We start from the raw sequence: 22,289 nt of genomic DNA, 5'->3' as shown, positions 1-22,289 counted from the left end.
AATAGGTTCAAGTAGTGGTTTTCTAAAAATTTTAGCCCATCATACCCGCTTTGCTGCTTAAGTTGCAAGGTGAAAAGCAAGGCGCGAGACAGGCTCTAGGTGGAACGGATCTCCCTGCTTCTTTCTTTGCCACTGATGATAGGCCAGCCCGGCGATCATGGCGGCGTTGTCCAGTGTAAGGGCCGCAGGGGGGAAAATAAGGTTGTAATGGGGCATTTTGGCGGTCAAGTAATTGCGGAGCGCTAAGTTATTGGTGACTCCTCCGCCAAAAAGAAGGGTTGAAGCGCCGTAATCCTCGGCGGCCTTCTGGACTTTTTGCCGGATGTCTTCAAAGACGACCCTCTGGAAAGAGGCTGCGACATTCTGCTTCTCTTTCAGCGTCAGCATCTCCGCGATACCGGACTTGTTTTGTCCCTTTAATGTGTAGAGAACTCCCGTTTTGAGGCCGGAGAGTGAAAAATCGAAAGGTTTGTCTTTGACTCTGCCGATTTTAAGGGGGTAGGCGTTGGGATCTCCTTCTTCGGCCAGTTTTTCAATCAATGGCCCGCCGGGGTAGGGCAATCCCATCATTTTGGCGACCTTGTCGAAGGCTTCTCCTACCGCATCATCTTGCGTCTCGCCAATTAGCCGGTAACGGCCGATCTCTTCCATTAAGAGGATCGATGTATGGCCTCCGGACAGAACGACGCCGATGCAGGGGAACTTTGGGTTTGCATTCCCCATCAGTGCAGCGTAGAGGTGTGCTTCCACATGATTGACGCCGATGAAGGGGATTCCGGTGGCTAAAGAAAGCGCCTTGGCGCAGCTCAGGCCGATCATGATGGCGCCGATCAGTCCGGGCGCAAAAGAGGCGGCGATCAGGTCGATCCCATCCAGGGTCGTTCCCGCTTCGGAGAGCGCTTTTTTGATCACGGGCAGCATCACTTCGATGTGCCTCCTGCAGGCAAGCTCAGGAACTACTCCGCCGAAACGCTCGTGTAGATCCTGCTGTGAGGCGACGATATTGGACAGGATGTCCGATCCATTCTCGACGACGGCCGCCGCTGTTTCATCGCAAGTACTTTCAATCCCAAGGATTCGCATATCGGGGTACACATAATTGGTTTAAAAAGAGAAGTTTACATTATTTGAGGGAAGATTGGAAGGAAATTTGTACCGCCAGGAATTGAAAATTCCTGAATTTTTAGATTCAGGCGTGAAGGAAGGGTAGCAGACGAAATACCCTGTGCCTCACGAGCCTGTAGCAAAAGTTGAAGAATGTATGCTTTGCGGCTGAACTGGCCGATATGCCAAAAGCATCTTTAAATCCCAAATGTTGAGACGCTTTCGGTATGTCGGCCAATTCAGCAAGCCAATCATATGATTTCAGTTAAATTACAGGCACCAAGCGGGGCTTATAGTTTAACTTCCACGATCTTCCAGCTTTCGATGATCGCAGCCTCTTCGGCGCTGCCCTGTCCGAAGAGCTTTTGGGCGGTGGCTATGGTTTTATCAGCAATCCCCCCAAACGTTTCATCAAATTTGATGAGGGGCATCGTTTCAAAATAAACCCTGCCCGCCTTCTCCCAGGAGTTTCCCCCCAGTTTCATGGAGGCATGCCAGAACGCTTTGTTGACAATACCCGAAGAGTCGTGTGGATCGACTTCGTCGGTTTGGGCGCGCGTCAGATAATCGGAGTAGCGCCACACCTGGCTGTCGGTACCGAGATAGGGGTGGTCTACAAATCCCGTACCTGGATTTGCCATAGAGCGGAGGGCGTATTTTTTACCTTTGTACTCGGCGATGATTTCGGAGCCGATCAGCCAGTCTGACTGGGCGGATGTGAGGCCAAGAGCGTTTTGCTTAATTTGGATGCCTAATATGTCTGATAAACCCTCGTTGATGCCTCCCGCTTCCTTTTCGTAGTCGACACCCGTGGGTTTTCCATCGCGGCTGACGGCGATGCCGCAGCGCTCTTGCGTCACACCATGGCCCATCTCATGTCCTGCGACGTCAATCGATTTGGTAAACCGGTTGAAAAACTTTCCGTCGCCGTCTCCGTAAACCATCTCATCGCCATCCCAGAAAGCGTTGCAGTAGTTGCGGTCGTAGTGGACTGTGGAATAGAGCGGCATTTTATGGTTGTCGACCGATCTCCAGTTGTAGCGCTTTTTTAAAAAATCATAGGTAGCCTTGGAGCCGTCATACGCTTCGTTTACACTCTTATCGGAGGAGACTGTAGAGCTGCTGCGCATCAATTTCAAACGCAGTCTTTCCGTATTTCTGGCGGAGTATACCTTGACGGTCTGGCCATCGGGGAGCAGCGAGGGAACATCTCTCGATGCTTGCCTGATTGTCCTTTGGGCGCGCGTATGGCCTTGTTGGTGCGTCTGGCGGCTCAAATCATCGGCGATGTGGGTGTGGCCTTTGTGCTCATAGTAGTTTTTAACTTTATCAATAAGCTCCGCCGGGATGATACCGTGGCTTGGCTGGTGGTGGTAGGCGACGGTGGTATCAGTTGAAACTGAGGGTGCGACAGACGACAAAGACATAGGCTCCTCCTGCATGTTGTAGTGCGTTGAAGAGACCTTCCCGATTCTCCTTCATTGAAGCGGGAGAGGGAGATCATGACACCCTCACTTTAAATAAAAAAAATATTTACATTAAGGAATTGTTAAGGAGGGCAGGTCACGAATCTATCCTCCTCTGTTTTTGAAAGTTGGAATCACTCTGAAAACCCTAAGTTTTCAGGGCAAACCGGGGAGGGGATTGTCGATCGATTGAAATCCACCCGCCGGCAGGCAATTTCGATTCTGCGAGAGGGTCGTCCCCCTCAGCATGTGAACTGAGGTCAACCCCATGTCGAATGAGCGCTTAGGATTTACAATTTGAGATGTTCTATAAATAGTAAAAATTTTTATAGTCAGTCATCTTATCAGTACAGAAAAAAGCATTCATGTATCGCATCTCGCTCGCTTTCTTATCACTGCCCCTGACGGGGCTGATGCTCTCAGGCTGCAGCGCCTTTGAGGATTCAAGCCTTTGCCGCTATACATCGCCTTGCTACAACAAAAGCTGGAAAGGGGGAGTGGCGCCTCCTTCAGTGGCTCTCCGAGCCGATGAGCAAACTGCCCGTGGGATCCCGGACAGCTCGAAGCAGCTGGAAGCGGCAGAAATTGTAGACATTGCCCTCAGCAATAACCCCAGTACGCAAATCACATGGTTTCAGGCGCGGTCTAACGCTTTTCTCTATCAGAGCGCAAAGGGGGCCCTATACCCACAACTCAATTTGCAAGAGAGGCTCAACTATTCACATTTCATCAGCGGCTCGACCGGTGGAGGAGGTGAAGTTGATGTCGAAGGGGGTGTAGGGATTGGAGGATCCGGCAATAGCGAGGAGACACAGCTCATTACAGACCTTACCCTGTCATATCTCCTGCTCGACTTCGGGGGGCGGAGCGCCGCGATAGAAGTTGCCAAGCAGGGGTTGATAGCATCTGACTGGAGTCATAGTAGGGAGATACAGACCGTCATCGTCAATGCATTGACAGCTATGTATAACTATATGAGTCAGAGGGCTTTAGTCGAGGCTCGCAAAAAAGATCTTGAAGACACGAGCAAGGGAAGAGAAGCGTCGGAAAAACAGTTTGAAGCCGGAATTGTGGCTAAAAAGGACGTTCTTCAGGCGCGGTCTGCCTATGTCAATGCACAGTTGAACCTACAGAGCCAGAAAGGTCTGGAAAAGATTGCAATGGCCCAGCTTGCCACGGCGATGGGACTTGCTGCAGACACGGTTCTTAATGTGGCAGAGCCGCCGCTCGAGCCTCCAACTGATAAAATGTCCGATGATCTCTACTATTTTCTGTCTGTCGCCAAAGCCATGAGACCAGACCTGCAAGCGGCTTATGCCTCTCTCGTTCAATCCTGGGCCAACTTAAAAGGAGTGTGGTCGAATGGCATGCCTACCCTGGCAGCTCAGGGACTCTTTGAGAACGTGACAAACTTCACGCAATCGTCGCAGAATAATCGTTTATGGCAAGGTCAGTTGGTACTGAACGCGCCTCTGTTCACAGGCTTTTCGGACTACTACAACACAAAAAGCGCCCGGGAACTTGTCAACGTATCATGGGCACAATACAGGCTTGTTGAGCAGTCCGCATTGCTGGATGTGGTGACAAGTTATTATAACTATGAGACGGCCATAGCCAACGTCGCATCGAGCGAAGAGTATCTTCGCTATACGCAAGAAGCTTATGATGTCGCCTATAATAGTTATGAAAGGGGAGTTGCCACAATTTTAGACGTGCTCCAGGCACAGGCAGCGCTGGCCAACGCCCGCTCTGAAATTATTCAGGCTCGTACAAGTCTGGCGGTCTCCTTGGCGGGGATGGCTTATTCGACAGGGATTCTCTATAGATGATGGATATCCAATTATGATGAGATGTATATATCGCCTATTCCCCTTTGCCTTAGCCCTATCTCTGATGACCGGCTGCAATGAGGGGAAGAAAATGAAAGCGGAGCGGCCTCCTGTGGCTGTTTCCGCTGCAGCGGTAGAAGAGCGTACAGTTCCTCTATTCCTGAGTGCGATTGGCAATATTGCCGCCCCCGCTACTGTCGAGGTGTTCCCTCAGGTCACCGGTATGATTGTCGAGGAGTTTGTGCAAGATGGCGACTTTGTCGAAAAGGATCAGTTGCTCTACAGCATAGATCCGCGTCCTTTCAAGGCGGCTTTGGATAAGGCAAAAGCTACCCTTCTAAAGGATAAAGCGGCTTTGGATTTGGCGGAAACTACTTTAAAAAGATATGAGCAGCTTGTCTCGGAAGACTATGTGTCTAGACTGAACTACGACACCTATAAAACCAATGTCGAAACGCTGAAAGCTCAGATACTCATTGACCAAGCCGACGTCGATAATGCCGAACTTAATTATAATTACGCTTTTATTCATGCACCGATCGGGGGCAAGATCAGTGAAGTTCTTTTCAATGTCGGCAATATCGTCTCCCCGGGACAGTCAAAACCGATCAACACCATAAGACAGCTAGATCCCATCGATGTGCGGTTTCATCTTCCGCAACCCGATTATCAAAAAATCATTAGGGAGTCGCCGAAAACTCTGCAGGTCTTCGTCAGTCTTCCGGAGGAGGAGCTCCTCTATGAAGGAACAGTCTATTTTATCGATAACACATTGATGACGAACAACGGGACTATCTTGTTTAAGGCTAAGATCGATAATCCCAAAAGGTTGCTTTGGCCGGGTGACTTTGTCACGATCAAGGTGTTGCTAAAAGAGCTTGAGAGAGCCAAGCTTATTCCCAAATCGGCATTGCAATTTGGACAACAGGGATCGTTTGTTTTTGTGATTAAAGATGACATGACCGTTGAGGTGCGCCCGATAGCAATCGTCACAAGTGCAGAGGAGTATTTTGCTGTTGAGAGCGGCTTAGCTCCCGGTGAAAAAGTTGTCACTGAGGGACAGATTAACCTTAAGCCTGGCAGCAAAGTTGTGATTGTGCCTGAAAAGAAGACAGCCAATACTCGATAGGTTTGGCTTAATTGATAATGGAAGTGCTTCAAAATTTGGCTTTCAGAGGTCTTGAATCGCCCATTTTATGATACTCTCAGCCACCAGTGGAAACCCCAATCGATGAATATTTCAGAACCCTTTATCAGACGACCTGTGATGACGACGCTGGTAATGCTGGCGATCCTATTGGTGGGGATTCTCTCTTACCGCCTCCTGCCGATCAGCAACTTACCCGACGTCAACTTTCCTACCATTTCTGTAACGACGCGCCTTCCCGGTGCGAGCCCCGAGACGATGGCAAATACCGTTGCGACGCCGCTGGAAAAACAGTTCATGACCATACCCGGGGTTCTTGACGTCACTTCAACCAATACCCTTGGCAACAGCAATATAACCATTCAATTCGATGTCTCTAAAGATATCGACCTGGCAGCCATCGACGTGCAGTCGGCCATCACGCAGGCCAAGCCTAAGCTACCCCCAAACCTGCCTCAGGATCCCGTTTTTAAAAAAGCAAACCCGTCCGATACGCCTATAATCTATATTGCTTTAACCTCATCTACGGTGGCTCAGGGTGAGCTCTACAATTTGGCAAACACGATCATCGGCCAGCGCATCTCCACGGTCGAGGGTGTGGCGCAAGTGACTGTTTATGGCTCTCCATCAGCGGTGCGCGTTCAGGTAGACCCTAAGATCATCTCCATGCTGGGGCTTACTCTGCAGGACGTATCCAAGGCATTGCAGGCGGCCAACCAAAATCAGCCCACAGGTCAGCTCGATGGCCTGGAGCTTTCTTCTATTATACAAACCAATGGGCAACTCACTCGCGCATCCGAGTATGAAAATGTCATCGTTTCTTTCAATGATGAAGGTCCGGTACGTGTGCGTGACATAGGGCGCGCTCAAGATAGCCGTCAAAACGACCGCGAATCGGAGTATTTTGTCGATGGAGAAACTAAAGAGGCGGCTGTGGTTTTGGCCGTACTGCGTCAACCAGGCGCCAATACCGTACGTGTGGCCGACGCGATCGCCTCCTATCTGCCAAAGCTGGAGAAGTTGATACCCGGCAATGTTACCATGCGCGTCGTCTTCGACAGGTCAGAGTCGATAAAACACTCTATCAATGACGTCGAAATCACGCTTATCCTAGCCTTTATCATGGTGGTGCTCGTGATTTTTCTCTACCTGGGCAAGCTTAAGAACACCATCATTCCGTCGATCGCTATGCCGATGTCGATCCTCGGGACGTTTCCGATCATGTACCTAATGGGATATAGTCTCGATAACCTCTCCCTACTTGCTCTCACGCTTGCGATGGGATTCATCGTTGACGATGCGATTGTTGTCTTGGAAAATATCGAACGCATGGTAGAGGAAGGAATGAGTCCGTTGGAGGGAGCGCTTGAGGGATCCCGGCAGATCTGTTTTACAATCATATCCATGACACTGTCTCTCGTCGCTGTTTTTATCCCCATGCTTTTCATGGCCGGAATTATCGGGAAACTGTTCCAGGAATTTTCTGTGACGCTGACGGTTGTGACCTTGATGTCCGGAGTCATCTCACTTTCCTTGACGCCGATGCTATGCAGCCTATTTATGCCTCCGCGCAAAGAGCAGCATGAAGGGACGCTGGGGCGCTTTTCAGCTCGCCTCAACGAACGTCTGGTGGGTTGGTACAAGCCACTTTTGCTCTGGGCTTTAGATAACCGCTGGTTGTCAGTTGCCACGGCTTCTGCCAGCATTGTTTTAACCGTCCTATTCTTTAAAATATTACCTCTCGATTTTATCCCTGATGACGATATCGGATTTGTTGTCGCATACATGGAAGGTATGCAAGGCACTTCTTCGGATCGCATGCATGGATATCAGCGGGAGTTGATCGATGTGCTTCGAGAGCAGCCGGAGATCGAAAGTTTCATTTCGATCGCGTCAAACAGGGATTATCGGCAGGGGTTGAATTTCATCAGGCTCGTCCCGCAGGAGGAAAGGGAGTCTTCGACGCGGGTTATCCAAAAGTTAATGCCTAAAGTGGCGGAGATACCGGGTCTGCGCGTCTATTTCAAGAATGTCCCTCTAATCGATTTATCGATAGGCACGCAAACAAAGGGGGGGTATCAATATATCCTCAGCGGTTTGAATATTGAGGAGCTATACAGCCAGGCGGAGCAGTTGCTTAGCAAGATGAGTGCACACCCGGATGTTTTTCAATCCATTTCGAGCGACTTGGAGAACAGAACGCCTCAGCTATTTGTCAATGTATTAAGAGACCAGGCAGCTCGGTATGGCGTCAGCGTCGAGGGGATAGAAAACGCTCTTTCCAGATCATTTTCCGCTAACCGCATTTCGCTGATCGACACGCCGACGGACCAGTTCGATCTTATCGTCGAGGTGTTCCGCAAAGATCAATATGACTCATCGACCCTTGCTTACACCTACCTGCGCAATACCATCGCAAACCCCAGCGCAAATCCAGCCAGCATCGCCAACGCGAACCAGTTGGTACCCATGGGGTCTGTAGCTACCTGGGAAGAGGGAGCGGGTTTCAACAGCGTCAACCACTATATGCAGTTTCCTTCTGTTACCATTTCATTCAATGTCGTGCCGGGAGTAGCTCTCGGGGATGCTTTAGCTTTGCTTAACGAATTGGCAGACGAGACAGTCAAAGGCGAGATCGATGGTATGGTCAAGGGGATAGGGCAAACTTTTGAAGAGGCAGTGGACTCGGCAGGTTTGCTCCTTGTCTTTTCATTGATCGCGATCTATATCATCTTGGGAATTTTGTATGAGAGCTTCATCCACCCTTTCACGATTTTATCGACTCTGCCTCCAGCCATATTCGGCGGTCTTGCGACACTGTGGCTGCTCGGGATGCCGTTATCGCTCTATGGCTTTTTAGGTATCATTTTGCTTATTGGCATAGTGAAGAAAAACGGGATCATGGTTGTGGACTATGCTCTTGAATATCTTAAAAAGGGGGAAGATGCCCGCACGGCTATAGTCGATGCCTGTGTTGTGCGCTTTAGGCCCATCATGATGACAACGCTCGCTGCAATCTGCGGAGCGATCCCGATCGCCTATGCTTTTGGTCCGGGCCTTGTCAGTCGCCGTCCTTTAGGTCTTGTTATCATCGGAGGATTGATCTTTTCACAGCTCGTGACGCTATTTGTCACTCCGGTGGTATTTCTCTATCTTGAAGAGCTGCGAGAGAAATACGGGGCAAAACCGCGTCAAGAAGAGTAGATAGCGGCGTCTTAAGCCATCTTGATCTCCTCTCACATCCTTCAACTGTTTTCAAGAGATTGTCTACAAACTGAAATAGTGGGATTCATTTGCTGAATTTGGCTTTAAAGCTCGAAATAATCAGCTGATTAGTAGACTCAATTTTTACGAGGAGCTGTCAGGAATCATTGAATTCATAATGAACCTGTCTTTCGCAGCCGTAGTGCTTTATTCATTAGCGGGGGAGGCAAAGCTACCCCGCCCTATAAAATCAACCGCGTGGGCTCCTTACTTTAACGACAGGACTGTCGCCACAGTATTCTACTGGAGTGAATCGACGGCTTTGAGGACATTCTCCTTTGTGATTTCCCCATAACCAGAGAGTTTTTTGCCCTTTTTTGAATCCATATTCACGATGACCACCGTGGGAGTTTGGGTGATGTCAAACTGTTTAACCAGCTTTTTAAAGAGTTTCACGCCGAGGGCAACATCACTATATGCCAATTCTTTTAACTGGACGCCATGCGGATTGATCGCTTCCTGGATGTCGGTGTCGGAAGGAGAGTCGTTTTTGTCGGCGAGTTGTTCCAAGGCTTTACGCAGCTTGAAGTAGTCGTTCTTGTTGTTGATCATGAACGAGAGGTTATAAGGGGTGAAGTTGAGAGATTCAGGATGTACCGTTGCATCGACGAAGAAAACGGGAGCCTTATCTTTCAAATCGGGAATCATCGCTTCAAACACGGGCTCAACACGGCGGCAGGCCGGACAGAACCAGTCGGTGAACACATACACTTCGATAGGGCCTTCGTTAGACCCGAAACGGATACTCTCTTTTAATGAAACTTGTTTGGCTTCAAGGGGATTGATTTTTGATACCCCGATGAATGCTGCCAAAAATCCCAAAAAAATAGTTCCCATCGAGGGGAAAATTTTGATCCATGTATGCATACTGCCCTCATTGCTGGATTGAATCGATTCTTTGACGAAACGGATAAAGTAGGCCATTCCTGCCACGAAAATAGAAAATGCGATGCTGACGCAGATCGGGCAAAAACCGCCGATTAAAACTTTTTGTACATAGAGAAACCAAGCTTCAGCCCCCACGCTCGCTGCGATCATCAGTGAAGCGAGCATTCGGAAAAGGGGCTTTGAAATCGATAAGATATGAAAAAGGATGAGTAAGGGGAACACACCAAGGCCTAATACCTCGAACTTGAAGCCAAAAAATCGCCATTTCTGGCCTTCAACGCAGGCAGATGTGCAGAGGTCCATGACAGAGAGAACGGTCAGGATAAGCGCAGCCAGAAGAGCAAAGAGCGCGATCCAGAAAAACCAGCCGTCAAAAGTTCTTAATGAGATCGATTTTTTATCCACGTTTATCCTAAGTGATTTATGTCCAGTTTTTCAATCTCTGTATACCGGGAGTATCTCGAAATTTGGGTTTTTTGCTTTGCGAAAGCCTCCACGGGTGGAAGATTGTAAGTCACCTAATATTAGAGAGGGGATGTGACCTGCAATCTTTCCTAATGGGGGAGCTTTCTCTTTACCAATTTCTGAGACACTTCCGGTGTGGGGCGTCCCGTCAGGACGTCGTGCCTGTATGCGATCTTGAGAATTGTTCCTCTTTCTGTCAACTAAAGTTTCAAAAATCGGTTTGATAACAGGCTGAATGTGAGAAGAGAAGAAATTTTGGCATTAGTTGTATCGTTTGGCTGGACCCATGCTTTCATTAGAAGGTGGATTAGAGCTATCCACAAAAAAGGGAATTTCGGATAATGAGAGGTTAAAAAAAGAATTTTCAAAGATCAGAGGCTCTTTGTTCGGCTTCGTTCCCCGGAAGGGTTTATACCGAAAACATCTCAGAATTTGGCTTGTCCGAAGCTGAATTCCCAATTTTAAGATGCTTTCGGTATAAACAAAATCCATGAGACTTACCGCAATTCTTGAGGGAGTCTACGAAGAAGTTTCAAAGCGATAATGAATTAAAGGGAGACTAAGCAAGATTGTGAGAAAGTTAATCGAGTATTTTTTTATCGTATTTTTTCGCCTGATCCTCTCTTTCCGATACCGCATTCGTTTCAAAGGGCTGGATAAACTGAGTAAAGAGGCTCTGAAAAAACCGGGTGGGGTGCTGTTTCTTCCGAATCACCCTTCCGTTTTTGTCGATCCGATTTCCGTCGCATTGGGCATATGGCCCCGATTTCCGATCCGCCCCATGATCGTTGAGTACTTCTACTATCAACCGATCGTCCACGTGCTGATGAAGTTTGTGCGGGCTCTTCCTGTACCCAACTTTGATGTGGGTAGCAACAGCTTAAAGCGGAAAAAAAGCGAAGAGGTTGTCCAGGAAGTGATCAAAGACTTAAAGAAAGGCGACAACTTTCTGATCTATCCGGCAGGCAGAACAAAGCAAACTGCCTTTGAAGCGATCGGCGGCGCGTCAGCCGTCCACCGTATTGTGCAGGAGGCGCCCGAGGCCAATATCGTTCTTGTGAGAACAAAGGGGCTGTGGGGAAGCATGTTCTCACGAGCCTTTATCGGCAAAGCACCGCCTCTTTTCCCCACCTTGCTTCAGGGGGTTAAATATGTTCTGATGAATTTGATTTTCTTCACCCCAAGACGGGAAATCATCGTTGAGTTTGAATTACCGCCCGCGGATTTTCCCTATAAGGCGAGCCGTCTTGAGTTCAATCGATGGCTTGAGCGTTGGTATAACAAACCCGATGGTCTAACCACGCAAGTGGGGGCTTATCCAGGCGACTCGTTAGTTTTGATCCCTTATACCATTTGGAGCAAGAAGCTGCCCGAGCCCTGGAAGCAAGACAAAGAGCTCAGCAAAGAGTTTGACATCGAAAAAATTCCGGTTGAAATTCAGGAAAAAATTATCTTGGAGATCGCCAAAATTACCGAGATGAAAGCCGGGGACATCAAGCCGGAGATGGCGTTTGATACAGATCTCGGTATGGACTCCCTTGATGTGGCTGAACTGATTTCGTTCATCCAGGACTACTACGACCTCAAGAGCGTCAACCCTCTTGAGATGACAACCGTTGGCAGGGCGATGGCCATTGCCGCAAAAATCTACGTCTGTCAAGAAGAGCCTCCCCAGGTGGTTGGGGCCGATAGCAAGAAGTGGTTCAAAAAAGTACCCCGTGAAAAACTTCGGATCCCCGAGGGGCAGACCATTCCCGAGGCATTTCTCAACATATCCAAGGAGAAAGGCTCCCGTGTGATCTGTGCTGACGAAAGGGCGGGTATTCTTACCTATAAAGACCTTCGTATGCGTGTCATTTTGCTTGCAGAATACATTAAAACACTACCAGGCGAATATGTGGGGATTATGCTTCCTGCCTCCGTTGCCGCTATGGCCACGATCTTGGCGACGCAGCTAGCCGGCAAGGTTCCGCTGCTTGTCAATTGGACAGTGGGGCCAAGGCATCTCGATGCGGTGGTCAACTTGTCAAACGTGCAGGTTGTCCTCTCGTCATGGACCTTTCTCGACAGGCTGGAGAACGTCGATCTTCATGCGGTCGAAGACAGGCTTGTCATGCTGGAAGACGTCCGGAGGAAGTTTTCACTGAAAGATAAACTGAAAGCTCTCTTTCTTTCGAAGCTTTCGGCAAAAACTGTGATAAAGTCAATCGGCTCGGATAAAAGAACCAAAGATGACAAAGCGGTACTCCTTTTTACGTCGGGCACGGAGAATCTGCCCAAGGGAGTCCCTCTTACCCATAACAACATTCTTTCCAACTTAAGGGATGCGCCGACTGTTTTGGACTTCTATTCCGATGACATCTTTTTAAGCATCCTGCCTCCATTCCACGCATTTGGCTTTACCGCATCCGGGCTTTTCCCGCTGCTTGCCGGATTTAAGGTGTTCTATTCGCCTGATCCGACCGACGGGTCGAAGTTGGCGCGTTTGAGCAAAGAGTGGAAAGCGACCCTTCTCTGCGGAGCACCTACCTTTTTAAAGGGGATCCTCAAGTCGGGCACGCCGGAGCATTTCGAATCGCTGCGTATTTGTGTGACCGGTGCCGAGAAAGCACCGCCGGAGTTATTTCGGCTGTCTGAGAAGATCGGTAAAAGAGATGCTGTCGTGGAAGGGTATGGTATCACGGAGTGTTCGCCTATCCTGACAGCCAACAGGATGGGTGAGGAGCACGTTGGTGTCGGTCGCCCCCTCGACAGTGTTGAGCTGCTCGTTGTGCATCCGGAAACGTACGAGGTGATCGATCAGGCAACGCAAGGTTTGATTTTGGCAAGAGGGCCTAATGTCTTCTCCGGTTACTTAAACCCTGCCCAGGCATCACCGTTCGTAGAAGTGCAAGGGAAGCAGTGGTATAAAACCGGCGACCTTGGACACATAGACGCGAAGGGTAACCTGATCATTTCAGGCCGTCAGAAGCGCTTTGTCAAGATCGGAGGCGAGATGATCAGCTTAGCTTCCATCGAAGATGCTCTATTAGAGGCCGCCCACACGAAGGGTTGGCCGATTTCAGATGAGAAACCGAGCCTTGCCGTTTGTGCCAAGGAAGATCCGAGCCTCAAAACCAAGATCTATCTGTTCACCGACTTTGAGACAACGACCGACGAGGTGAACCAGACGCTCAAGGAGAAAGGCTTTAGCAATCTGGTTAAAGTGTCTGAGGTCAAAGTGCTGCCGGAGATTCCCATTATGGGATCAGGGAAGATCTATTACCGCGAGCTCGAGAATAAGTACCTTGCCTGAGTGTGCGTTGCCCCGGGCTTTAAGAAACCAGCTTAAGCCCGACCAGCGAGAAGATAAGCAGGAACAAAAAAAACAGGCGGGCCGCATCCATCGGCTCGCCGAAGCAATTGATTCCGATGATTGCGGTTCCGAAAGCGCCGATTCCCGTCCAGATGGCGTAGGCCGTTCCGATGGGAATTGTCTTGATGCTATAGGATAGCGCATAGAAGCTTGCTCCCGCGAAAAGGATAAACCCGATGGTTGGAAGCGGTTTGGTGAACTGCTCCGAGAGCTTCAGGCAGGTTGTAAACCCCACTTCAAAAAGTCCTGCTAATAAAAGAACTAACCAGTTCATAAAGTTTGTTTTTCTCTTGTGTTGGCATGATTTCATCAATGCTGTAAACTCTATGCCATGTTGTTATTTCCCTCAAGTCGTTTAGAGAGCTCGTCATTGGCTATGAGTGTTTTGAGGGTGACAGCAAATCGATTACCTGTGTTTTATAGATTGCCCGCAAACTCAAATCAGTATGCAGCAAACAAATCATTTGATTGCTGTTTGCGGGTTCTCTCTTACACGCGAAAACTTTTGGCAACCTTTTAAAAAAAGAAAATTTCATGAAGACCCCCCTTTCTTTTTTCAATACGCTGACTCGAAAAAAAGAACCGCTGAAGACTGTGAAGGAAGGAGAAGTAACGCTCTACACCTGCGGCCCGACCGTTTACAACTATGCGCATATCGGTAATTTCCGCTGCTACATGTTTGAAGACACCCTGCGACGTACGATCAAGCTGTGCGGTTATCGGCTCAAACACGTCATGAACATTACCGACGTCGATGACAAGACAATCAAGGGCGCGATTAAGGAAGGGGTTTCTCTTGAACAGTATACAGAAAAATACACGAATGCGTTTTTTAACGACTTAGACGCCCTCAATATCGAAAGGGCGGACGCCTATCCCAAAGCGACGGCCTATATCGACGAGATGGTGCGCTTGATAGAGATCTTGATTGAAAAGCAAGTCGCCTATAAGGGCGGAGATGGAAGCATCTACTTCGCAATTGAGAAGTTTCCCGGCTATGGCAAACTATCACACCTGCATTTAGATGAGCTCAAGGCGGGCGCTTCCGACCGCGTCCACCACGACGAGTATGAAAAAGATCATGCGGCGGACTTTGTGCTCTGGAAAGCTTACGATGAAGAGCGGGATGGGCCCCTTTATTGGGATAGCCCCTTCGGTAAGGGAAGGCCGGGCTGGCATATCGAATGCAGCGCCATGGCGATGAAGCTTCTCGGTGATAGCATCGACATTCATTGTGGCGGGGTCGACAATATGTTTCCTCACCATGAAAATGAAATCGCCCAGTCTGAAGCGTGCACAGGGTGCTCTTTTGCAGGCATGTGGCTCCATGCCGAGCACCTGATTGTCGATGGCAAAAAGATGTCCAAAAGCCTTGGCAACTTCTTTACTTTGCGAGACCTTTTGGAAAAAGGATACAGCGGGCGGCAAATTCGCTATCTTTTGATGCAAACACACTATCGGACCCAGCTCAATTTTACAATGCAGGGACTGGATGCTGCCCAGCACAGCCTGGCAAGGCTGGATGCTTTTGTGGACCGTCTTGAGTCGATTGATGAAAAGGACTCCGGCTATGCTGTTGAAGAACTGCTTGGGAAGGCTGAGCTGGAGTTTAAAAACCATCTGGCTGACGACCTCAATATTTCCGCGGCTCTCGCCACGCTTTTCGATCTCGTACGGGAGATCAACGCTCTTATCGATCAAGGTAAGATCGGTTTGAAAGAGGCGCAAAATACTCTGTCTCTTCTGAAGCTTTTTGATGGAGCTCTTGGTGTGCTGAAGTTTCAGTTGAAAGCCGAGGTGCCGAAGGAGCTGGAAGAGGCTTTGGAAAACAGGGCTAAGGCACGTCAGAACAAAGACTGGAAGAGAGCGGATGAAATCCGCGATTTTATACATTCCAAGGGGTATATCATTGAAGATAGCCCTAAAGGCGCGAAGTTAAAAAAGGTCGAGGCTGCTCATGGGTAAGGACACTAAAGATACAAAGTTTATGCTGGCTCTCTATGATATGGCAAACGAGCGCGGGGATATCTACATGCCGATCAGCCGCTATGAAGTTGGCAAGAAGATCGCGCTTCAAGACAGGGGAGTGAACGCCATCTGTAAGCTGCTCGTTCAGGCAAATTTCATCCGAAAAGAGGATGAAGAACTTGTCTATTTGACAGAGCACGGTTTTTCCCTAGTTAAAAACTTAAGAAAGCTCTCCTAAGATATTCGGACTTTTGTAAAAAAAAGCTCCCAAGATTGAGAGATTGTAAGCTGCCTTGGATTTCCCCTATGAGGCGACTTGCAATCTTTCATTATAGTGTGCTTTCTAAGGGAATGTGAACGGATTTCGATTTGGTCGATTCCGGGGATTGTTTTGATCGCTTTCGATGCGCTTTTTGGCTCAACAGGTGCGAGCTTTTGCTGACCCCAAAAATTCAACAGGGTTAGAATTCTTTAACAGGCTCTTAGCAAATAGTGGGATGTCTTCTAAAAAAACTATCAGGATAATGCGGGGCGCTTGATTGAAGCGCCCCTTCAACCCAAACTAGCTTTGCGGCTTCATCCAGGGGAAGTAGAGAACATCCCTGATTGAGTGGGAATTGGTGAAGAGCATCACCAGTCTGTCCAAACCGATTCCAACACCTGCTGTCGGGGGCATGCCCTGGCATATCGCTTCAATGAACTCTTCATCAAGAGGTGCTGCCTCTTCGTCCCCTTTGTCGCGACGATCTTGCTGACCTTCGAGTAAGGTCCGTTGCAGTACAGGGTCGTTCAGTTCGGTATACGCGTTGCAGATCTCGCCACCCAAGATGAAGCTTTCAAATCTTTCGATCATTCCGTCTTCCCGGTGAGCCGGGTGTCGATGCGGTTTGCAAAGAACGGTTGTTTCTATCGGATGGTCGATGATGTGGTGCGGCTGGATGAGGTGGGGCTCGGCAAATACCTCAAACATTGCCTGGATGAGGAGTCCGCGCGCGAGCTTCGGAAGCTTCTTCTCATCGATATGTCCGCTCTTCTTAAGCATCTCCCTGAGTTCGTCGTCAGTCTTGTTGTTGACGTCGATGGAGCCGTATTTGAGGATACTCTCTTTCATGGTCAGGCGAATCCAAGGTGCCTTCACATCGATATCGATCTCTTCTTTCGTGTCATAACGCTGAACGCGGAGTTTGGTAGTGCCATGAATTTCAAGGGCGATTTTTTCATAGAGCTTCTCCACGAAATCCATCATGTCGTTGTAGTCCCAATAGGCCGCATAGGCCTCCATCAGGGTGAATTCCGGATTGTGGCTGCGGTCTATTCCTTCATTTCTAAAGCATTTGCCGATTTCGAAGACACGCTTGATACCGCCGATGATTAGCTTCTTCAAAGGGATTTCAAGCGATATGCGCATGAACATCTCTTGATCCAAAGCATTAAGTTTCGTCACGAAAGGCCTCGCTTCAGCACCTCCGTAAACTGATTGCAGAATCGGGGTTTCCACTTCGGTGAACTCATGGGCATCCATGAAGGAGCGGATGGTTTTGAATATCTGGGAGCGCTTTAGGAAAGTATCTTTTACCTCAGAGTTGGCGATCAGGTCGAGCCAGCGCTTTCTGTAGCGGAGTTCCTTGTCGTGCAGGCCCGAGTGTTTTTCCGGCAGGGGAAGAAGGGTTTTGCAGAGAATGGTCGCCTCTTTCACGAAAAGGGTCAGCTCGCCTTTCTGTGTGTGGAAGAGGTGGCCCTTCACGCCGATGATATCGCCGATGTCGAGCTTCTTTTCCAGTATTTTCAGAGGCGTTTGCCCTTCTGCAGCTTCCATATTCAACCCGGTCAGAGTGGTAAGGTCGCGGTTGAACATGACCTGAAAGCGTCCCGACTCATCTTGGATCTGGGCGAAGATGTTTTTTCCCATCGGACGGAAAAGAACGAGTCTCCCGGCGATAGCAGCTGATTCTGTAGATCCGGCCGCTGCCTCTTCGCTGCCGCCAATCTGCTTGGCTCCGAATTGCTCCTGAAGCTTTTCTGCCGAGGCCGTTGGGGTGAAGTGGTGAGGGTAAGGATCGATCCCGAGGGTTTTTAACTCTTCGATCTTTCGGAAGCGGATCTGAAATTCATCGTGGTCGTGGTATTCGGGTTTTTTTGTCATGATTTTACTTTCTTCTTCATTTTTTTGCCTGGCGGTTCTTAGAGACTGTCCACAAACTGAAATCGCAGGATGAGTTTGCTAAATCCCGAGACCCTTTCGGTGTGACCAAATTCAGCAGCAAAGCCTACTGATTTGAGTCTGTGGGCAGTCTCTTTAAGCTCCAAGGTCTGATTCATATTCAATTATACCGAAGTGGGCTCAAAATTGGGTTTTGGGAAGAACAAATCCTTAATATTGAATGAGATTGAGCTGCAATATCTTATCAGTATTTCGGCGGCAGCGGCCTTCCAACCTACGGAAGACCTCTCAGGGATAAAAGCTAAATTTTGAGTCCACTTCGGCATAAGCTGAGTCGTTTCACCCTTAAATAATGAGTGATCCCCCATAATTTCTCAAGCCCAGATTGGTCAACTCCCTCCCACCGAAAGTGTCTCGCAATTTGGTTGGGGCAAAGAGCTAGCTGCCTAAGAGATTGCTCGTAAACTGAAATCGTAGGATTTGTTCACCGCACTTTGCGATGATTTCGGTGCGTTTTAGGTGGAGTGAATTACCGGTAATTAGGGTATGTAAATTGACAATTAACATGTCGTTTTATATTGTAATCGAATTAATTTTTCGCCGAGGAGTTTATGAAGCTTAACTTAGAAACGCTATTTTCGAAGTACATCACACAGCCGTGGTCTCCTGAACTCTCCCTCGGAGAACAGATTTTAGCCACTATTTCTCTTGTGGCGTTGGCAATTTTGACTGTAGGATTGGTGTTTCCCTTGACTGCATCGCTGAGGGGGAGAAAAATTGATCCGATCAGCAACAAAGATAAAGAGAAACACCCAGAAGTGATCAAGACGGAAGCTGTTTTAAAGACCCTACCCTCCTCGCTGCAGCACCTTTTCCAGTTTATTGGTTCTGCAAAGCTGGTCGATCTCGGAGGCAAAAGTGAAAGAGACCATTTTATGACCGACGCAGAATACCGCTCCACTCCACCGGTCATCTCCAAGAGCCCCTTTGTTCCAGCCGTCCTGGCAGGCCACTTGATGCGCAATAAAAAAGACTCTGCACTCGGTGTCAAATATGTTCCCGGAGATTCTATCACCAACATGGAAGGAGCTATGCACACCTTCGTGACACCGATCACCAAAATCGTGATGACAGGTGATTATCGCTGGAGCGGGTCTCATGGAGCAGCCAAGCTCAATGGCGGTCGCGAGGTGATTTTAAGTGCGGCGATTCATCCTGATTTTGAAAGACAAGGAGTGCATGCCGTTGTACTGCCTATTGTCGCTTTAGGGGATACCGCTATCGAAGGAGAAGAGCTTACCGAAGATTTCATTCCATTAGCCGAAAGATTCCCGCCCTCTTCCAAACAATTCAGCGAAGCTCTTTCTGCCTATGAGGAGGCGCTTAAGAGGCATATGGTGTATCACTTGACAAAGGAACACCGCTTGCCGGCAAGGGAAGCGGCAGAAGGTATCGCGCTAGGTCCTGAGGAGGCAAATCAGCTTCTCGATGCACTGATTTGCGATGACGCTTCGCATGCAATGGCTGAAGCGGATGAAAAGGGTGAATCAGGCTCCATTTCTGATCGGTTCAATGGTGTGTATGTCAATCTGGGATCTCATATTCTCTCTTTAGAGGCTCTCTACTCGCTTTACCTGCAACAGGTGATCAATGAGTTCAGCGCTCTTGAAGCGACTCTTCCACAGGGTTATGTCTACACCATCGACCCGCCTTCGATCTTTGCGGCCGTGATCGGTGTCGAGAACGTCGCGCTATTGAACCGGCTGCAGCTTTTAGCTCTGAAGGAGCTGAATAAAAAATCTCCTCTTGTCCACCTAAAGGTGATAGGATTTAACGGTTACGCCGATCCTAAATGCCTGGACCTTTATAAAGTGGTGTTTGAAGATAAGGAAGTCGTCTCTAAAACTTCTCTTTTCGCCGGAGCAGGTGGAAAGTATAGCTTTGAAAAAGCGTATGCTCTAGTCGAGCATAACAACAGCGACGCGTTCGGACAGAACATTGAGACGGAAGGTGCCAGTTCAAAGGACGGGGTGATTGGAGTATACTCCGACGCCGCCCACCATTTGCAGAGGGATCGCAACGACCTTTTAGACTATATCGTCTAAGAGAGGGTGCTATCTCGAAAGCGTCTCAAAATTTGGGCTGTGGATAGTCTCTAAGCCTATTGAGAAACATTCTCTGTTTCAGGAGCGGCTTTTGGCCCGCTCCTTACAGCATCCAGCCTCACATAACAATAAACAGCCGATCCCAAGAGCACGGACATATAGATAGCCCACGAAAGAATAAAACTCTTGGTTTTGGGGTCTGACTGAAGGAACAGACGCAAAGCTTTCAGCATACGAACTCCAGATATAATCCTGATTTCATATATAAATAATCCGCCCAATCAATTCAATCGATGCGTTTCTTAAAAATAGGTGGAGTAGGGGTTGATATCCAGATGAAGCCTGTACCCTGTCGGTATTTCCAGCATCTCTTTGAGTTTCTTCACTGATTCCCGGAATGCGTTTAGTTGGGGTCCCAGCAGAAAAAACTGATAGTAGTAGCGGTCTTTGACCTTAAGATGGCCTGAGGGCGCCACCGGCATCACGGTGTATTCTTTAGGGAGCAAGGCGAGCAGCAGATCCCGGTAGCGGTTGAGCATCTCCTCAGTCTTTCTGTCATCGGTGCCGGACAGGCGGACTTTAGCCATGCTTCTTAAAGGGGGGAAGGAAAACATTTCCCTGATAGCGATCTCTTCTTGGTAGAATGCTTTAAAATCTTGCGTTTGAGCCAGTTTTAAAATCGGATGGTCAACGAGGCAGCTTTGCAAGATGACCTCGCCCCGGTGGAATGAGCGCCCGGCCCTTCCAGATACCTGGGTGATTAGCTGGAAGGTGGTTTCCTGGGCTTTAAAATCGGGAAACTGCAGGGTTTGATCGCAGTTGAGCACTCCGACTAGAGTCACTAATGGAAAGTGGAGCCCTTTGGCGACCATTTGGGTGCCGATCAGCACATCGGCTTTATGGGTGGCGAATTCTTTGAACAATTTTTCATGGCTGCCTTTGTGCCTTGTCGTGTCGGCATCGATACGCAGCGTTCTTATATCCGGAAAGAGGGCTTTTAATGCGCGCTCGACCTGTTCTGTCCCCACCCCTTTAAACTTCATCTCCGAAGGACGGCCGCACGAGGGGCATGATGTGGGAGGCGGAGAGAGGGAAAACCCGCACAGATGGCAGTTGAGCGAAAGTTCCTTTTTGTGGTAGGTCATCGCCTGATCGCAGCTTTTACACTTCACAAAAGCGCCGCAGCTTTGGCACATGCAGGAGGTGTGGAATCCGCGTCTGTTCAAAAACAGGATGGTCTGCTCGCCCTTTTCTTTGCGTTCCCTGATTTTAGAGAGGAGAATTTCGGAAAAGATGGTGTATCCCTTGGCTCTTTCGTACTCCTTTCGCATGTCGATGACGGTTACTTCCGGCAGCGAACTCTTGCCCGCCCTGACAGAGAGGGTGGAGAGGGAGTATTTACCCAGCGAGGCGTTGTAGTAACTTTCAAGGCTGGGTGTGGCGCTTCCCAAGATGACCGGAACCTTCTCAAAACTGCCTCGGAGCACCGCCACATCGCGAGCGTGATAGCAGGGCATCTCATCTGTCTGCTTGTAGGACGGTTCATGCTCTTCGTCGACGATGATGAGCTTAAGGTTTTTGACGGGAGCGAAAACAGCTGATCGGGCCCCCAGAGCAATTTTGGATTTTCCTTTCTTCAAGTTGTGCCACGCATCGAAGCGCTCCCCATCGCTTAGGCGATGATGTAAAATGGCGATCTGCTCGCTGAAGCGACTTTTGAAACGGTCGATTGCCTGTGCGGTGAGAGAAATTTCCGGTACCAAGACCAAGACGCCGCCTCCTCTCTCCAGTACTTTTTCGATGGCTTGCATGTAGATTTCTGTTTTGCCGCTTCCCGTGATGCCATGGAGTAGGTGGACAGTGAATTTTGCCGCGTCGATATCTTGGGTGATGTTGTTGAGAGCTTGCAGTTGCTCTCCGTTTAAAACCTTGGGTTTTGTTTTGAAAAACTCTTCATCTTTCAGGGGGGAGCGATCCATCGGCAGCTTGATGACTTTGAGGCAGCCCATCTTTTCCAGGGCATCGACAGTTGCTTTAGCTGTCCCTGCCTTTTCGAGAAGCTCGGAGAGGAGAATTTCCTTGCCGGCAAGCAGTAAAACGTCCAAGACCGCGGTTTTCGCTTTGGACTTGCCTCGGAGGGAGGCGGCCAAGTCGCGCAGCTCCTCTTTGGAAACCGCTTTTTGCACAAAGGAGATTAGTTTAGGCTTGGTGATCTTTCGAAGCGAAGACGGAATAATCGTTTTTAAGACTTTGGGCAGGGGAGTGACGTAGTATCTGGCCACCCATTCAGCCAGTTTGTATACCTCTTCTGTGAGAGCCGGTTCGCTCGAGAGAACCTTTGCAATCGCTTTAACCCCTTTGAATTGGCTCTTTTCTTTAAAGCCGATGACCCATCCTGAGCATTTGCGTCCTCTTAGGGGCACCTCGACCAACGTTCCAAATTCGATACTCTCATTCAGTTCGGCGGGGATGGAGTAATCAAGTGCTTCCTGTAGGGGGGTGTCGAGCGCAACAAGCGCGATGGCGTTTTTCATACC

14 protein-coding genes are annotated in these 22,289 nt (G+C 49.0%); 7 read left to right on the top strand and 7 right to left on the bottom strand.

Annotated features, from left to right (window positions below; all coding sequences use genetic code 11):
- Positions 1–57 precede the first annotated feature (57 nt).
- Together tsaD and ELAC_RS05855 are read right to left on the bottom strand one after the other, a co-directional pair.
- Complete coding sequence (gene tsaD / locus ELAC_RS05860) at positions 58–1,083, bottom strand: tRNA (adenosine(37)-N6)-threonylcarbamoyltransferase complex transferase subunit TsaD (protein ID WP_098038352.1); 1,026 nt, start codon at positions 1,081–1,083, stop codon at positions 58–60.
- Between the two features lie 311 nt (positions 1,084–1,394).
- Positions 1,395–2,531 carry a M4 family metallopeptidase gene (locus ELAC_RS05855; RefSeq protein WP_158227817.1) on the bottom strand — a complete coding sequence of 379 codons (1,137 nt, stop codon included), beginning with the start codon at positions 2,529–2,531 and terminating at the stop codon, positions 1,395–1,397.
- A gap of 404 nt (positions 2,532–2,935) precedes the next feature.
- Between ELAC_RS05855 and ELAC_RS05850 the strand changes: the two genes are divergently transcribed.
- From ELAC_RS05850 to ELAC_RS05840, 3 genes are all read left to right on the top strand, one after another.
- Positions 2,936–4,399 (top strand): TolC family protein, encoded by a 1,464-nt coding sequence (locus ELAC_RS05850; protein ID WP_098038350.1) that lies wholly within the window; start codon positions 2,936–2,938, stop codon positions 4,397–4,399.
- 13 nt (positions 4,400–4,412) lie between these two features.
- A complete protein-coding gene (locus ELAC_RS05845; RefSeq protein WP_098038349.1) occupies positions 4,413–5,528 on the top strand; it encodes an efflux RND transporter periplasmic adaptor subunit in 1,116 nt (371 codons plus the stop codon).
- 102 nt (positions 5,529–5,630) lie between these two features.
- Positions 5,631–8,750, top strand: coding sequence for an efflux RND transporter permease subunit (locus ELAC_RS05840; RefSeq protein WP_098038348.1), 3,120 nt, complete (start codon positions 5,631–5,633; stop codon positions 8,748–8,750).
- Positions 8,751–9,050: 300 nt separating this feature from the next.
- On the opposite strand, the gene ELAC_RS05835 is transcribed toward ELAC_RS05840, so the two are convergent.
- Positions 9,051–10,103 (bottom strand): thioredoxin domain-containing protein, encoded by a 1,053-nt coding sequence (locus ELAC_RS05835; protein WP_098038347.1) that lies wholly within the window; start codon positions 10,101–10,103, stop codon positions 9,051–9,053.
- Between the two features lie 631 nt (positions 10,104–10,734).
- Here ELAC_RS05835 and ELAC_RS05825 point away from each other — a divergent pair.
- Positions 10,735–13,458, top strand: coding sequence for an AMP-binding protein (locus ELAC_RS05825; RefSeq protein ID WP_098038345.1), 2,724 nt, complete (start codon positions 10,735–10,737; stop codon positions 13,456–13,458).
- A gap of 19 nt (positions 13,459–13,477) precedes the next feature.
- Here the strand turns inward: ELAC_RS05825 and ELAC_RS05820 are convergent, their stop codons facing one another.
- Positions 13,478–13,792, bottom strand: a complete 315-nt coding sequence (locus tag ELAC_RS05820) for a DMT family transporter (RefSeq protein WP_098038344.1) — start codon at positions 13,790–13,792, stop codon at positions 13,478–13,480.
- Between the two features lie 260 nt (positions 13,793–14,052).
- On the opposite strand from ELAC_RS05820, the gene cysS reads away from it, so the two are divergent.
- Complete coding sequence (gene cysS / locus ELAC_RS05815) at positions 14,053–15,483, top strand: cysteine--tRNA ligase (RefSeq protein WP_098038343.1); 1,431 nt, start codon at positions 14,053–14,055, stop codon at positions 15,481–15,483.
- Positions 15,476–15,724, top strand: a complete 249-nt coding sequence (locus ELAC_RS05810) for a hypothetical protein (RefSeq protein WP_098038342.1) — start codon at positions 15,476–15,478, stop codon at positions 15,722–15,724. The genes cysS and ELAC_RS05810 overlap by 8 nt, the downstream gene beginning before the upstream one ends.
- 324 nt (positions 15,725–16,048) lie before the next feature.
- Here the strand turns inward: ELAC_RS05810 and lysS are convergent, their stop codons facing one another.
- A complete protein-coding gene (lysS, locus tag ELAC_RS05800; protein ID WP_098038340.1) occupies positions 16,049–17,629 on the bottom strand; it encodes a lysine--tRNA ligase in 1,581 nt (526 codons plus the stop codon).
- 629 nt (positions 17,630–18,258) lie between these two features.
- Here lysS and ELAC_RS05790 point away from each other — a divergent pair.
- Positions 18,259–19,752 carry a hypothetical protein gene (locus ELAC_RS05790; protein ID WP_098038338.1) on the top strand — a complete coding sequence of 498 codons (1,494 nt, stop codon included), beginning with the start codon at positions 18,259–18,261 and terminating at the stop codon, positions 19,750–19,752.
- A 56-nt stretch (positions 19,753–19,808) separates the two neighbouring features.
- On the opposite strand, the gene ELAC_RS11735 is transcribed toward ELAC_RS05790, so the two are convergent.
- Both ELAC_RS11735 and priA read right to left on the bottom strand, forming a co-directional pair.
- A complete protein-coding gene (locus ELAC_RS11735; protein ID WP_158227816.1) occupies positions 19,809–19,985 on the bottom strand; it encodes a hypothetical protein in 177 nt (58 codons plus the stop codon).
- A 69-nt stretch (positions 19,986–20,054) separates the two neighbouring features.
- Complete coding sequence (priA, locus tag ELAC_RS05785; RefSeq protein WP_098038337.1) at positions 20,055–22,286, bottom strand: replication restart helicase PriA; 2,232 nt, start codon at positions 22,284–22,286, stop codon at positions 20,055–20,057.
- Positions 22,287–22,289 lie beyond the last annotated feature (3 nt).

The organism is Estrella lausannensis, assembly GCF_900000175.1.
Classification (GTDB): domain Bacteria; phylum Chlamydiota; class Chlamydiia; order Chlamydiales; family Criblamydiaceae; genus Estrella; species Estrella lausannensis.
This window is presented reverse-complemented; position numbering and strand designations above follow the sequence as displayed.